Origin of the sequence: Bacillus sp. MMSF_3353, from assembly GCF_030733445.1 — a bacterium.
In the GTDB taxonomy this organism is placed as follows: Bacteria; Bacillota; Bacilli; order Bacillales; family Bacillaceae_G; genus Bacillus_A; species Bacillus_A wiedmannii.
The window spans coordinates 153,917-169,050 of record NZ_JASHJA010000004.1 but is presented as its reverse complement, the minus strand read 5'-3'; the positions used below and the strand labels follow the sequence as shown (position 1 = coordinate 169,050).

The 15,134-nt window shown below is 35.1% G+C and carries 13 protein-coding genes, 1 pseudogene and 1 riboswitch; of the genes and pseudogenes, 10 read left to right on the top strand and 4 right to left on the bottom strand.

Translation table 11 applies throughout. The features are described from left to right. Nucleotides 1-185: 185 nt before the first annotated feature. The 3 genes from RBB48_RS11730 to RBB48_RS11720 all read right to left on the bottom strand — a co-directional run bounded on the left by RBB48_RS11730 (nucleotide 186) and on the right by RBB48_RS11720 (nucleotide 1,823). Complete coding sequence (locus tag RBB48_RS11730; protein WP_088064035.1) at nucleotides 186-842, bottom strand: GAP family protein; 657 nt, start codon at nucleotides 840-842, stop codon at nucleotides 186-188. A 13-nt stretch (nucleotides 843-855) separates the two neighbouring features. Further along, nucleotides 856-1,614: a MerR family transcriptional regulator gene (locus RBB48_RS11725; RefSeq protein WP_088609515.1), complete on the bottom strand. Its 759-nt coding sequence runs from the start codon at nucleotides 1,612-1,614 to the stop codon at nucleotides 856-858. Between the two features lie 65 nt (nucleotides 1,615-1,679). Continuing rightward, nucleotides 1,680-1,823: a hypothetical protein gene (locus RBB48_RS11720; protein ID WP_179196846.1), complete on the bottom strand. Its 144-nt coding sequence runs from the start codon at nucleotides 1,821-1,823 to the stop codon at nucleotides 1,680-1,682. 216 nt (nucleotides 1,824-2,039) lie between these two features. Here RBB48_RS11720 and RBB48_RS11715 point away from each other — a divergent pair, with 216 nt between their 5' ends. The 4 genes from RBB48_RS11715 (at nucleotide 2,040) to RBB48_RS11700 (ending at nucleotide 6,498) form a co-directional block, all read left to right on the top strand. After that, entirely contained in the window at nucleotides 2,040-2,615 is a 576-nt protein-coding gene (locus RBB48_RS11715; RefSeq protein ID WP_088064033.1) for a TetR/AcrR family transcriptional regulator, read from the top strand. A 50-nt stretch (nucleotides 2,616-2,665) separates the two neighbouring features. After that, complete coding sequence (locus RBB48_RS11710) at nucleotides 2,666-3,886, top strand: MFS transporter (RefSeq protein ID WP_088064032.1); 1,221 nt, start codon at nucleotides 2,666-2,668, stop codon at nucleotides 3,884-3,886. A 165-nt stretch (nucleotides 3,887-4,051) separates the two neighbouring features. Continuing rightward, nucleotides 4,052-4,155, top strand: a riboswitch (purine riboswitch). Between the two features lie 163 nt (nucleotides 4,156-4,318). Continuing rightward, a complete protein-coding gene (locus RBB48_RS11705; RefSeq protein WP_088064031.1) occupies nucleotides 4,319-5,197 on the top strand; it encodes a 5'-methylthioadenosine/S-adenosylhomocysteine nucleosidase in 879 nt (292 codons plus the stop codon). 473 nt (nucleotides 5,198-5,670) lie between these two features. Beyond that, complete coding sequence (locus RBB48_RS11700) at nucleotides 5,671-6,498, top strand: endonuclease I family protein (protein ID WP_088609514.1); 828 nt, start codon at nucleotides 5,671-5,673, stop codon at nucleotides 6,496-6,498. A 147-nt stretch (nucleotides 6,499-6,645) separates the two neighbouring features. Here the strand turns inward: RBB48_RS11700 and RBB48_RS11695 are convergent, their stop codons facing one another. Then, entirely contained in the window at nucleotides 6,646-8,076 is a 1,431-nt protein-coding gene (locus tag RBB48_RS11695) for a YfcC family protein (protein ID WP_088609513.1), read from the bottom strand. Between the two features lie 200 nt (nucleotides 8,077-8,276). Between RBB48_RS11695 and rraA the strand changes: the two genes are divergently transcribed. The 6 genes and pseudogenes from rraA (at nucleotide 8,277) to RBB48_RS11665 (ending at nucleotide 15,013) form a co-directional block, all read left to right on the top strand. Further along, nucleotides 8,277-8,756, top strand: coding sequence for a ribonuclease E activity regulator RraA (gene rraA / locus RBB48_RS11690; RefSeq protein WP_306007671.1), 480 nt, complete (start codon nucleotides 8,277-8,279; stop codon nucleotides 8,754-8,756). A gap of 338 nt (nucleotides 8,757-9,094) precedes the next feature. Next, on the top strand, nucleotides 9,095-10,930 hold the full coding sequence (locus tag RBB48_RS11685) for a DUF4430 domain-containing protein (RefSeq protein ID WP_306007670.1): 1,836 nt from the start codon (nucleotides 9,095-9,097) through the stop codon (nucleotides 10,928-10,930). Nucleotides 10,931-10,987: 57 nt separating this feature from the next. Next, the gene (locus RBB48_RS11680; protein ID WP_097889839.1) at nucleotides 10,988-11,809 is read left to right on the top strand and encodes a DUF4430 domain-containing protein; all 822 of its coding nucleotides are present in this window, start codon (nucleotides 10,988-10,990) and stop codon (nucleotides 11,807-11,809) included. Between the two features lie 22 nt (nucleotides 11,810-11,831). Beyond that, a pseudogene (locus RBB48_RS11675) lies at nucleotides 11,832-12,705 on the top strand (energy-coupling factor transporter transmembrane component T). Further along, nucleotides 12,678-14,339 carry an ABC transporter ATP-binding protein gene (locus RBB48_RS11670; protein ID WP_097906982.1) on the top strand — a complete coding sequence of 554 codons (1,662 nt, stop codon included), beginning with the start codon at nucleotides 12,678-12,680 and terminating at the stop codon, nucleotides 14,337-14,339. The pseudogene RBB48_RS11675 and the gene RBB48_RS11670 overlap by 28 nt, the downstream one beginning before the upstream one ends. Beyond that, nucleotides 14,312-15,013: an ECF transporter S component gene (locus RBB48_RS11665; RefSeq protein ID WP_000044898.1), complete on the top strand. Its 702-nt coding sequence runs from the start codon at nucleotides 14,312-14,314 to the stop codon at nucleotides 15,011-15,013. The genes RBB48_RS11670 and RBB48_RS11665 overlap by 28 nt, the downstream gene beginning before the upstream one ends. The last annotated feature ends 121 nt before the right edge of the window (nucleotides 15,014-15,134 follow it).

Here is a 15,134-nt window from a genome sequence, read left to right as displayed (position 1 = left end):
GATAATAAGCTTTTGTTATTAGATTGCTATAGTAAATCCTCTTAATCAATTCAATATACTACTAAATTCTGTATAGGGGTGTTTATATAAGGTTCGAAGTATAAATTCATATTCCGCTTCAAAACTTTTATCTAAATCAATATAGGTGTAGGCTCAAAGTAAAGTTAGAACAATTATATAACCCCCTATAAATAATCCAGGCTATTTAATATTAGGAGGAAGCCAACTATACACATAATCCATGACAGAGCTGATCCTGAATGATTAGCGATTTTCATTCGAAGCCTCTCGAGAGATTTTTGCATCCATCGACCAAATAGGAGATAGAGGAGAAACAGCAAGAGAGAGGGCAATACCATGATAAAGTTGTATCCAGCTAAAATAGAAGACCATTCTATCCATGATAGATTAGAAGTAGTTAATATGCCGATTGCTGCAAAATAAGGGAATGCAGTTCCCACTTCAATTAATGTAGTAGTGAATCCGAGCGCAATTATTGAAAGAATGCTATTTGATTTTGGTGAAGGGAGCTTTGAACTTTTCTTTGGTGGAATATAAAAGCTTGCGATGAATAATAGGGCTCCAATAATAAAGAACGTCCAGCTTACGATTTGGTTTTGAAATACGCCAGAAATAATCTCAAACAAAAAATCTAATCCTAGCATGAGTGAAACTCCAACAACAAAATAACATCCAGCTACCGTCAATAAATAAACGAATAAACGTTTCGTGAGACGCTCTTTATCTGTTAAAAGTAGATATATTGTTACTCCTATTGTAGTAGGGCTTAGCGTGTCCAATATAGCTAATCCGCCTATTAGGAGAAGGTGTTCTGTACCCATCGTGCTTTCCCCCTTATTTCGGCTCAGGATTATTTTTTTCAGTCATAAAAATGGCATATGCCTCGTTCATAAACTGAAGCACATCTTGATCAATTGGATATAAACTAAGTTTCTCTGATTGTTTGGGAGACATCCTTATCTCCCAAAGCTTATTTAGAAATTCATCCTCACCTTCAAATTCTTCTAAGCGTTTTTCCTCCATTCTTCTTATGATATTTTGAACTTTTGTTGCTTTTGGACCGTCCTTCATATAACGCTTTAACTGGCCGATGAGAGCAATCCATTCAAGTGAATCAGAACAGTCACTTGCCATTTTGGGAACCTTTTCCAATAGTTTTATTTCTTTTTCTTTAAATACAGATTCGCGATAATACTGTTGTATATCTTTATCTTTGCTGGATAATTGCATAATCTTCTGAATCGCAATCCAGCTTTCTTCTCCTTCTATCGCAATTCCATTTATCAATTCCCGTAAGGATAATTCTATTTTCTTTAAATGTTCCTGCTCTTTTATGACATAAGATAATTGACTCTGTAAACTATCCGACCAATTCCACTCATTAAAGTCGAGCATATTTTTAATCTCTTGTAACGGAAATCCAACCTTTTTTAAAAATTGAACTTGCTGTAATTTTTTTATTTCTTCATTTGTATATAAACGATGGCCACCCTCTGTTTTGGATGCTGGTTTTAATAATCCGATTTTATCGTAATAACGCAGTGTCCTTACTGTAACGCCTGTCAGTTCTCCAACTTTATTAATGTGTATCAACGGATAAACCTACCTTTCTGTACGTTAAGATTTTATCGTTAACGATTATTTTCTTCAAACCACATCTATTTTTCTTTACTAAAAATGTTTTTAAGTAAGTATCCTGCTCCTAGCCCAATTAGTACACCAGGAAAGGCATGATCCAATGTCATTCCGATCCCTGCACCTATAATGACGCATCCATAAATAATAATATCGCCTTGCTTCATCTAAAAACCTCCTATTTTTTTAATTTCTTTTATGAAATTGCTAAATAGTAGCTACTTAACAGTATATAAAATGACCCAACGTCAACTTCAAGTGTTTTTGATTTTTATTAATAAATTTATATAACTCTTTAACAGAAGGCTTAGTTTCGAAATGTTTTTATGGACTTATCGTTCCGAAAAATTTATACTAAATTATATAATAGGGGGTGTTGTTAAATGGGTAGAAAGATTAGTTTTAACAAAGAACATGCTTTAAATAAAGCGATGCATTTATTTTGGGAGAAAGGTTATGATGCTACGTATATTTCAGAGCTTATTGAGACAATGGGTATAAGTCGCTCTACTCTGTACGATAGTTTTGGAGATAAGGATGCACTATTTAAACTAGTTTTGGAACATTATAAAAATTATGGCTCTCAAAAGAGAAATTTACTTTTTAGTGGTATAAACACAAAAGCATCACTTCAATCCTTTTTTTATCAACATATTGAAAAATGTTATTCAGATGAAATTCCAAAAGGTTGTATTATAACAAATTCTTCACTGCTTATTGGACAAATTGATCCTTCCATAGAAGAGATACTCATAAATGATTTTAATGAACTTGAAAAAGTATTTAAGCAAGTTATCGAAGAAGGAAAAAAGAAAGGCGAAATTTCACAAGAGGCTGATACTGAATTAGTTGCATATTCTTTATTAAGTTTAAACCACAGCTTGAATATAATGTCCAAATATAAAAAAGAAAAAAATTTAGCCTATCGCCTAGTGGATAAGACTATTGCAGACCTATAGTCTTTCTTTTTTTAATGATTTAGGAATGAACGTTCCAAAAAAAGAAAGGAATGGTAAAGTTGAATAACAAGACAAATTTTCTAATATTTATTTTAGCGATTAGTTGTGGCTCACTTGCTGCAAATATTTATTATGCGCAACCAATTGTACAATTCATTGCAAAGGACTTGAATATCTCCTCTGATTTATCTGGATTGCTCACTACTTTTACGCAAATTGGTTATGGATTGGGATTGTTTTTTATCGTACCAATGGCAGATTTATTTAAAAGTAAGAAAATAATAGGGGGTCTTATCGGGCTTACTATTCTTTCATTAATTGGTGCGTTAATTTCGACACATGGAATTGTTTTTTTACTATTAACAACTATAATTGGCATTGGAGCCTGTGCTGCTCAAATGTTAGTTCCGCTAACAATGAGGATTGTGCCTATTGAAGAGACGGGGAAATATGTCGGTAAAGTAATGAGTGGTTTATTGATTGGGATTATGATTGCTCGCCCATTATCGATCGGAATAGCTGAATGGTTTGGCTGGAGAATGGTATTTCTTTTTTCATTAATAGTCTTAGTTGCTGTCTTACTGTTAATTATAAAATTTTTACCCAACTATGAAGTGGTATCGACTAGTAACATGTTATATCCAAATTTAATAGCTTCTATGGTAAAACTACTCATACATACTTCTCCGTTACAACAACGAGCTTTTTATCATGCATGCTTATTCGCAACATTTAGCCTTTATTGGACAGTTATTCCCATTTTATTAAGGTCGGAGCCATTACATTTCTCAAATAATGAAATTGCATTGTTTGGATTTGTTGCAATAGCTGGAGCTGTATTAACTCCTACTATTGGTAAAATAGCAGATAAAGGTTATATGTTTACAATGACTAATCTATCAATGGTGCTCGTACTATTATCTGTTGTACTACTATTTTTTGTTCAAGATCATTCACTGTTTAGTGTGATTTTAATACTTATTTCAGGCATTAGCATCGATATTGGTGTAGCAGGAAATTTATTATTAGGTCAAAAAGTTATCTTTAGTTTGAATCCCGAGATAAGAAACAGACTGAATGGATTATATATGACCATCTTCTTTTTGGGGGGAGCCTTTGGTTCATGGGTTGGAAGTTATACGTACTATAAATTTAATAGTGAAGTAACTTTACTCATTGGAGCAGCTTTTCCTTTAATCGCCTTAGTTGTTCATTTCATAAAGAATAATACAAAAAAATTATCGAAAACCAAAAGTGAGTTCATATCATGACTATAGTTTAGTGTTTTTGATTGTAAGTTTTTTTGTGGTATTATCCACTGAAAAATGAATAACATCATCTTTTTTTGTGTAAAAACGAACATTTTAATTATTTTTAGTTAAAATGTTCATATTTAGATTGCATGCACACTAAAAGTTTGATATATTACCAATATAATAATTTTACACATCATCACTCGTATATACTCGGTAATATGGTCCGAGCGTTTCTACCTAGTTCCCAATGAAAGAACTGGACTACGGGTTAAAGTATTCGGCCGTGCTATGTAATGTACGCTACCGATTTATAATTTTGCATGTGCTTAATTAACTTTGACTACCGTAGTTCTAGAAAGTAGAGATTCTTCTACAATTTCTAGAACTTTTTTGTTTGGACTAAAAGCATCGAGTATAGAAAACAACAAGAGAAAGAGGAGATTATTTATGAAGAAGAATACGTTGAAAAAATGTGCTGCCCTAGTAACTACTGTTGCATTGTCATTCTCAATACTTGCGGGATGTAATGTGACTCCAAAACAAGTTGAGGCAAAAAGTAATCAACAACCTATTTTAATTCAAGGGCCAATGCCGATAGAGGCTGAGAAGTTTGCAAAAAGGTTAAAAAATGTGAAAGAAGAAAAGTCTGGAACTTTCGTATTTTATAAAGGCACTGTCGACAATTATCCTGTAATCGTAGCGAAAACAGGTAAAGGAATGGAAAATACAGCAGCTGCTACAGCAGTGGCTATTGAAAAATATAAGCCTAAGGCGATTATTAACCAAGGAACATCAGGTGGACACGATCCAAATTTAAACGTATTTGATATTGTTTTAGGAAAACAAGTAGCAAACATAGGTTCATTAAAAACAACAAATATGGATGAGAATCAAGGGATTGAACCGACAAAGTGGATTTCAATGGACTTAATGGCTTCTGAAGGAAGTGCAGGAGAAGATCCAAATGCTGAGAAAATCCGATACTACGAGGGGGATAAGGATTTACTTGCAGCAGCTAATGCGGTAAAAGATAAATATACAAAAGGTAAAGTGGTTGAAGGGACTATAGGTTCAGCAGATCTTTGGAATAATGAAGTTGATAGAATTAAATGGTTCCATACAAAATACGGTACATCTGTTGAAGAAATGGAAGGTGCTGCCGCAGCGCAAATCGCAAAAGCTTATGACGTACCATTTTTAGGGATTCGAGTATTATCTAACAATAAAACAAACGGCGGAAAATACAATCCAAATACAGCGGCGGCAAATCAAGAATATGTATATGAAGTAGTTAAAAAGTATATAGATTCGATACCAAATAAATAGTAGTAGTTCTGTCTCAATATAAAAATGTTATCATTACTGCGCAATGTGTTGTGAACTCAGAATTACCAAAGTTTCTTTAATTAAAATAGATTGGTGCCTTACATGGTATCCAATCTATTTTTGTACTTATTTTTCAGAGGAAGAAGGGTTTTACACCAAAAAATAAAGACAATTATAGAAAAAGGAAAAGTCGAACGATTTATCAAATATGCATAATTGCATGAAAAAATTGAAATTTATAAGTTAACATTAAACTACTTTTTAATTGTAAAGAATATTTTAATAATCTTTACTAGAGAAGGATATTCCTTGAGAAGTAGATAAACCAAAAGTGTGGAAATAATACAGACTCAATAGAGTTTTGTATTAAATAAAAAGAAAAGGATGGGTATGGCTTTCTAAAAGTTTTTGGGGGTTAGAAAGCATTTTTTAGTTAATGGCTTCAAATTATATGTTAAAGGGGAAATGGGTATATGAAGTTTCGAAATACAAAGCTTGCTATGGTTACACTATCTTCATTTTTTATTTTAAGTACTGCATCTCTATCATTCACAGATACCATACACGGTGAAGTAGCTTCTGCATCACCACAAGAGATTACTGTAAAAAGCTATGATGATACATATTATAATAATGCAATAGGAAAAACGGGTTTAGAGTTAAAGAAGGAACTTCATAATATTATTGATGATCATACAAAGTTATCATACAGTGCGGTTTGGGAAGCACTAAGAGATACTGATGAAGATCCAAATAATAAAAACAATGTGATACTCTTATATACTGGGCGTTCGCAAGGGAAACTTACGAATGGTTCAGGAGTTGATAATTGGAACCGAGAGCATGTTTGGGCAAAATCTCACGGTGATTTTGGAACGACTGCAGGAGCTGGAACAGATTTGCATCATTTAAGAGCGACGGATGTATCTGTAAATAGTTCACGTGGAAATCTGGATTTTGATAATGGTGGTGTGAATCATTCGGAAGCGACAGAATGTAAATATGATAGTGATTCTTGGGAACCTCGTGATAGTGTAAAAGGAGATATCGCTAGAATGCTATTTTACATGGCTGTTCGTTATGAAGGAGACAACGGCGAAATAGACTTAGAATTAAATGAAAAGGTGAATAACAATAAAGATCCATACATGGGCAAACTATCCGTTTTACTAAAATGGAATGAACAAGACCCTGTAGATGATTTAGAGCGAAAGCGTAATGAAGTGATTTTTACGAAATATCAACATAATCGTAATCCTTTTATTGATCATCCGGAATGGGTAAATAAAATTTGGAACTAACATACTTAAAGGTATTTTACTTTGAGAGAAGGGATTGATCACTATGATCAATCCCTGTTTATATCTATACTAGAATAAGTGATTTTTATAGGATTGGAGAATAGAATCGATATTTTATTAAGTAAAGTATAATATAATATGAGTCTTTTAATACGGTCCCCACTCAATATTCACACCAACAATAAGAAAAATAAGTCCAATGATAAACCAAATGAATGCAAGTGGAGCCATAAATCGAATCCATTTTCCGTAAGAAATGCCGCTCGCTGCGAGTACGCCCATTAAAACACCGGAAGTTGGGTTGAGGCAGTTCACTACACCTTCTCCAAGCATAACAGCTTGTACTGTAACTTGGCGTGTAATGTGCATGAAATCAGCTAATGGAGCTAATATCGGAATGAAAATAACAGATTCTCCTGTCCCGGATGAAATGAGGAAATGTAATGCGGCACTACTTACATACATGCCGATAACGCCAAATACAGGGCTTTGTCCTTCGAGAGACTGTGCGAGTTGGTTAACGATTGTATCAAGTAATTTGCCTTGTTCTAAAATGACTGAAATACAACGAGCCATTCCGACGATCAAAGCACCGTATATGAGATTTTGGCAGCCTGCTAGAAAAGTAGAAGCGATATCGTTCGCTTTCATACCACCTATTATTCCAGCTGTAATTGCTATGAAAATAAAAGTAGCGGTCATTTCTGCGTCAGTCCAATGTAGACGAAAAGCGCCTATTAAAAATACAATTAATGATAAAGCTGAAACGAGTAAAATTAATTTGTGACGTATTGTCCAAGGAACTTCAGTTTTCTCTAGTTCTTTCTCACTTGAAAGAGCATTACTTGGAAACCAGTTATCTCCGAGTATGCTTCCTTTATTCGATTTCTTCAAACGTTTTACGTACCAATTAATATATAAAATGGTAGCAATTAAAAAAGAGATATAGATTGCTGTGCGTAAACCAATTCCTGAAAACATCGGAAGTTCGGCGATTTTTTGTGAAATGCCTAAAGGTGAGGGAGATAATATAGTAGCATTAAAACCAGCATAAGTGCCTAAATAAATAATTGCTACACCGACGATAGCATCCCATTTCAATGTGCGTGCAACGATGATGCCGATGGGGATAAAGCCTATAACTGAGTTAACGATAATGCCAGTTGTTCCGAGAATAGAAAAGAGTGCGGCGACAATACAAATGAAAAGTAATTGCTGATTACGAAATTTGTTAATAACATGATAGATTAAACCGTCAAGAGCGCCTGTTTTTTCAAGAATGGCAATGGCTCCACCTGTAAATAAAATTAAGAAGATGATAGGAGCAGCAAGTGTCATTCCTTTTTCAATAGCGGTAAAAAAAGAAACAAACCCTACCGGCGATTGTGGAACGGAATGATAACTTCCTGGTATTGTCGTTGTAACAGTACCGTTTGTAACTCTTTTAAACTCTCCAGCAGGAACGAAATATGTAGCAATGGCACAAAGTAAGGCAATAAAAAATAATAGTACGTACGCGTCAGGCATTTTAAACTTTCGTTTACTCGGCTGCTTTTTTACCTCGGTATGTAATTGCATAAAAAACCTCCTTTTTCACCTGGTTAATTTTTAATATTCTGAATCTTATCCGTGAAATAGATTATAATAAAGGTGGCTTCTTAAGGCAATAGTTTTTCTATCCTTTTCTTACACATACAAATTCTTGCAACATTAGACAGGGAAACGAAAAAAATCAAAGAATATGTTATATAGAAAGAATAAGGAAAAGAGGGAAAAAGATGTGGAAAACTACGGATCTATGTGATGAGTTTGAAAAGGATTTACAAATATGTCGCCAGTCATTTCGGTCTTTTGGGAAGAAAGAACAATTTCACGGGAAAATTGCAACGGTGAAAGTGAAGGATGATAACGTACTAGTGAAGGAAGGATTGCAAACATTACCAGAAGGAACGGTATTAGTTGTTGATGGCGGAGCGTCTACGAATTGTGCGTTACTTGGTGATAATTTGGCAGCTATTGCGGAGGAAAGAAAGCTGGCAGGAATTATTGTAAATGGATATGTTCGTGATTCTAGTGAACTAAAGAATATTAATATTGGTATTTTAGCGTTAGGGACGATGCCAAATAGAAGTATAAAAGAAGGAAAAGGAGAGCGGAATATTTCGTTGCAATTTGGACAAGTAGAATGGAAGCCGAATGAATATGTTTATGCGGATGAAGATGGCGTCATTATTAGTGAAAAGAGTTTGCATCGTTAAAGGATAGTAAACTACTATTCTTAGAAAATAAATCCGATAAAGCATGGACAAAATTCTTTGTCAATAGTAAAATAATACAGAAATTTATAATTAACAGAATGTATAGGTTTATCGTTTTACGATAACTTGAATGGAAGTCAGTTTTGCCTAGAAAAGTGAATGTTATCACAATGATACGTTCATAAACAAAATTATTTTTCCTATACAAATATAGCCGCGAATGATGCGGGTAGGAGGTGTTGCACAGTTTGTTCGACACTTACAAAAAAAGAGTGTCAATTGCACGCCCTTGAAGGGCCTTTTTTTGTGTAAATAGTAGTAAGGGAGGAAATTTTGGGATGGCAATGTTGAAAAAATGGCTGCTTACGTCGTTAATGGCAGTTACACTCGTATTTGTTTCTTTTGCGAATACAGTACATATTACGTTTGCTGAAGGAAATACAGCAAAACTTGCAATTATTGGTGAATCACAAAAGGGCATTATGTTATGCCCGAAAGAAGAGCAAATTACAGATGGGGAAACAGCTTTAAGTTTGCTGCAAAAAGTCATGGGGGACAAAGTAACAGCAGAGACGATGTCGTTTGGAACGTATGTTAAAGGCATTGACGGCTTAATGGCTGGGGACACAAGCGGCTGGTTGTATGATGTAAATGATAAATCTGCAGAAGTTGGAGCAGATAGTTATAAATTAAAGTCTGGAGATGTTGTTGTCTTTCGTTTTGTTGCAGACTGGAGCAATATGAGCCAGGAAACATTACAGCAAACATTAGATAAATTTGGTACTTGTAAAACTGTAGAAGAACCAAAGACAGATGACCCAAAACAAGAAAAACCAGAAGAACCAAAAACAGATGATCCAAAACAAGAAAAACCAGAAGAACCAAAAACAGATGATCCAAAACAAGAAAAACCAGAAGAACCAAAAACGGATGATCCAAAACAAGAAAAACCAGAAGAACCAAAGACAGATGATCCAAAACAAGAAAAACCAGAAGAACCAAAAACAAATGTTGAAAAGGTAGAACAACCAAAGCAAGAGAATATTCAAGTTCCAGTAGCACAAGTAAATGACGCGATCTTTAAGACATCTGAAAAGATGTTACAAGATGGAATTGAAAGTGATTGGGTAGCTTTAGGCCTTTCTCGTTCTGGAAAGAATGTTCCAATTGAGGCGAAATTAAATTATGTTAAGTCAGTAACTGAAAAAGTAGAAAAGCGCATTAACCGTTTTTCAGCGACAGATTTAGCTAGAACGATTATTATGATGAATGCAATGCAAGCAGACCCTACAAAGGTTGGCGAACATAATTTAGTTCAAAGATTGTACGAATCAGATAAAGTGAATTCTGTTACAGGTTATACATTTGCTTTACTTGCATTTGATACGAAGAAATATGAAGTGCCAGTGAATTCAAAATGGAATCGAGTTGCTTTAGTAGATGCGCTTTTAAACTCACAGCATACAGATGGTGGCTGGACTTACGATAGCGCAAGCAGTAAAGACAGTGCTAGTAGCGTTGATGTAACAGGTATGGTTTTATCAGCATTAGCTCCTTATCAAGAACGAGAAGATGTGAAACCCGCTGTGCAAAAGGCTGTTGCCTATTTATATAACGAACAGCTAGAAAACGGTGGTTTTTCTGCTGATGGACAAGAAAATTCTAATAGTGTTGCACAAGCAATTATTGGATTATCTCTTGTACAAGATGTAGATCAAAATCGTCTACATAAGGCAATGCAAAATCTACTGTCATACCAACTTCCAAATGGTGAATTCAAATGGTTACCAAGTGATCAAAACGGTAGCGGAATGGCTACAGAGCAAGCATTCTTAGCTTTACTTCAGTTTAAAGATCTTGGGAAATCGATTTATGACTGGTCAACTGTATCTGTTCCTGAAATTGATACGAAACCAAATGTGGATGCAGAAAATATTGTAGTAGAAAAAGAAGTTACTGAGCAACCAGAAGAACAAAAACAAGTACAACAAGAAACGAAAGATGACACGCTAAAAGTTGTTGTCGATAACGAACCGGTTAAAAGCAAAAAGTCAGGAAACGGTAGCACGTTACCAAAAACAGGAGCATCTTCTCATAGTGCAGCTACAGAAGTAGGTATGGGTGTATTATGTATTGCTTCTGCATATGTATTATGGAGACGTAAAGCAGCTTAACAAAAATTAGGAGCAATCATTTGCTCCTAATTTTTAATATGAAAGGTGAGAGACAACATGAGTAAGATGAAATGGTTTATTTCTTTAATGCTTTCACTTGGGCTACTTGCCGGGTGTGAAGAGGCAGCTGTAAAGCCTGAGAAGAAAGTAGAACCAAAGCAAGAAGAGGTAGCAAAACAAGAAGAGAAAAAAGATGAAGCGAAACCGGAAGAAAAACCGGAGGAAAAACAAGCTGAACAAGAGCAAAAGCAGCAAGAAGAGCAGAAAGAGAAACAAGAGCAAAAAGTAGAAGAGAAGCCGAAAGAAGAAAAGGCACAGGCACAACCGGAAGTAAAGAAAGAAGAGAAACCTCAGGAACAGCCTGCTACTAAGCAACCAGAACAGCAAAAAGCACAAGAAGAGAAACAACCGAAAGCGCAAGAAATAAAAGAAGAAGCGAAGGTTGTGAATCAGCCGAAAGAAACACCGAAGCAGGAGCAGAAGGTTGATCCGAATAAAGAGCAACAAGCAACTGTACCAACGCCACCAACACCGGTACCAGATCCAGTACCGCCAGTGCCAGATCCAGTAATACCAAAACCAAAACAAGTCACTATCTCAGTAAAAGGTGATAAAGGGTACTTATTAGGTGCGAAAAAAATGGATGTACAAGAAGGCGATACTGTTTATAAAGTATTGCAGCGTACAGGTTTAGATGTGGATGCAATGGGCTCTAAAGGTGATATTTATGTAAAAGGTATTAATGATTTATATGAAAAAGATATTACAGATACTAGTGGATGGAAATATCGTGTGAACGGTGCGTTTCCAAACCATAGTGCAGGTGTAGTAACAGTTAAACCAGGAGATACAATTGAGTGGGTGTATGTATTAAAATAAGAAAGGCATTCGGTAAAGGACTATGAAAATAAGTTTTTCTTCTTTACATCCTTTTGTGAATTTTTTCTATTATATCGGGGTGATGATACTATGTATGATGTGTCTTCATCCTCTTTTTTTAATTGGAGCAATACTATTAATCGTCATAATCAATATAATGCAAGGGAATAGTGAAAAGATAAGAAAGATGTTACCGAGCACAATCGTTTTCTTTTTTATGGTCATTTTATTTAATTCGTTATTAACACATAGAGGGCGAACTACGTTATTTTGGTTAGGTGATAGCCGTATTAAGCTTGAGGCGATTATGTTTGGAGTAGTAATGGGATTATTATTAGTTGCGATTATGTTTACGTTTGCTTCGTATAATGATATTATTTCGAGTCATAAATTTTTATATTTGTTTTCTAGAATTTCACCGAAGGTAGCATTGTTAACGATGATTACGGTGAGGTTTGTTCCTTTGTTTATGAGGCGATTACAGAAAATAACACTCGTTCAAAAAACGAAAGGTGTACAAGTAGACGCAGGTTCCATTGTAGAACGGGTGAAAAATGGTATGCAATTGCTGCAAGTATTATTAATTTGTTCATTAGAAGATGCGCTGCAAACAGCAGATTCTATGCAAGCTCGTGGATTTGGTGTAACGAAGCGTACGACATATATTCGGTATAGAATGGAAAGACGAGATTGGTATACGCTCAGTTATTTAAGTATTCTACTTATCATTGCTATTATATGTAATACGTATGGCGGGGGAAAGCTAATCATTTATCCGAAAGTCGAATCTATTCTATTTCAGCAATACGATGGAGTGATGTTCGGAGTATTTATGATGTTTATTAGTCTACCAATTATAATGGAAGGAATGGATATGGTGGCGCATGCAGAAATAAACAATTTATCATTTGTATATGCTGATGAAAACGAATATGCGTTACAGCATATTTCTCTTTCTATTCAAAAAGGAGAGTTTATTGCACTTGCTGGAGGGTCAGGCTCTGGAAAGACGACTTTATTGAAACATTTTAAAAAGGAATTACTTCCAATCGGTACACGTTCAGGCGAAATTTTTTATGATGACGTTTTATTAGAGGAAGTACCTGATTTATTATCTGCACAAGAAATTGGTATGGTATTTCAAAATCCAGAAAATCAGCTCGTAATGGATACGGTCATTCAAGAATTAGCATTTTCTTTAGAAAATATCGGGTTACCATCACAGATTATTCAAAAACGAATAGCAGAGCTTATTAGCTTCTTAGGATTTCAAGATTTATTGCATCAATCTGTTCATACGTTATCTGGTGGACAAAAACAACTTGTCAATTTGGCTGCGGTACTAGTTATGCAGCCAAAACTATTATTATTAGATGAACCGACGGCGCAGTTAGATCCCATTGCTGCGAAAGAGTTTTTAGGATTGTTAAAACGTATTAACGAAGAACTTGGTATTACGATTGTGTTAAGTGAACATCGTTTAGATGAAGTGATCCCACTTGCTACGCGCGTTATTTGTATGAATAATGGTCAAATCGTGTATGATGGAAATCCTAAAACGGTTATCGCGAACATGTGGGAAGTAGAAAAATTCCGTCCATTTATTCCGCAAATTCCAAGATTGTTTTTAGAATGGAATGCGGAAGATATTCCGTTTACAGTGCGAGAAGCGCAAATGAAACTGAATCATTTTTCAGCGATATCATATGTGAATGAGCCAATAGCACAAAGTGAAAAGCGAGAAGTCATTTTAAGTGCAGAGCATATTTCGTTCCAATATGAAAAAAATAGTCCACTTATTTTACGAGACTTAACCGTATCGATTGAAAAAGGAAAATGGGTAGCTCTCGTTGGAAAAAATGGTACAGGTAAGTCTACACTGTTAACGATTTTAGCTGGATTACAAAAAGCGAGAAGAGGGAAAGTAAAGTGGAATGGGAAAGTGATACATAAAATTGATTCGAAAGAACGATTTAAAAGGATCGGGTATGTATCGCAGCATCCGTATTATCATTTTACATTTGATACAGTGTGGGAAGAAGTGTATGAACGTGCACGAGAGTTATACGGAAAACAAGGAAAAGAAATAGCAGAAGATATGTTGAAGAAGTTTTGGTTGTATTCGCTTAAAGAACGCCATCCGCATGATTGTAGCGGGGGAGAGCAACAACTACTTGCGTTATGTACAACGTTATTATCAAAGCCGACTTTATTGTTACTTGATGAACCGACAAAGGGATTAGATCCGTGGAAAAAAGAAAGAGTAGGAGAGCTATTTAGAAAGCTGCAAAAAGAAGGTACAACAATTGTAATGGCAACGCATGATATTGAGTTTGCAGCGAAATACGTTGATCAATGTATGATGTTATTTGACGGAGCAGTCATTATGAATGACACACCGAAAGAATTTTTTAGTGGCAACTTCTTTTATACAACCTCTATTAATCGATTTATTCGAAAAGAGTTACCATATGCATTAACGTGGGAGGATGTGTACGAAGCGTGTCCAAACGATATGTTGCATTCATAATATGTATTTTTGCAGTAATAATAGGCACACTACTCTTTACTACACTTATCATGGATGGTTATTACATGTTAAGTAGTTTGTTTTTATTAGTTGTTATTATGTTGCCGTTTTATATCCGTTTTGAAAGGAAGGCGTTTGTTTCACGTGAAATTGTTCTCGTTGCTGTGTTAGCGGCAATTGCAGCAGTTAGCCGTGTACCATTTTCTATTTTACCAAGTGTACAACCGACTTCTTTTGTCATTATCGTTTCTGCAATCGTGTTTGGAAGCGAAACTGGTTTTATGATCGGTGCAACAGCAGCTATCGTATCTAACATCTTTTTAGGGCAAGGTCCGTGGACGCCGTGGCAAATGTTTTCATGGGGCATGATCGGGTTTATAGCTGGATTACTTCGTAATACATTTTTAATGAAAAAGCTATGGGGAAGGCTTCTATACGGATTGTTTGTTGGATTTTTATTTGGCTGGATTATGAACTTATGGGGGCTTCTCGGTTTCATACGTGAGGCAACGTGGGAAGCAGTCGTTTCGTATTATATTGCAAGTTTTTATTTCGATTTGAGTCATGCAATTTCGAATGTTATTTTCTTACTACTATTTAGTACGTCTTGGATTACGATTCTTACGAGATTTAAAAAGAAATACGGCATATTAGATAAGCATAACATGGCATAGAAAAGCATACTCATATAAGGTAGGGTCGCGACTTACATATTCGTTTGCCTCTTTCATGCTTCTTACACATTGTAAGGAGCATTTTTTATTGTCAAAAAATAGTCCAATATATATACGTTAC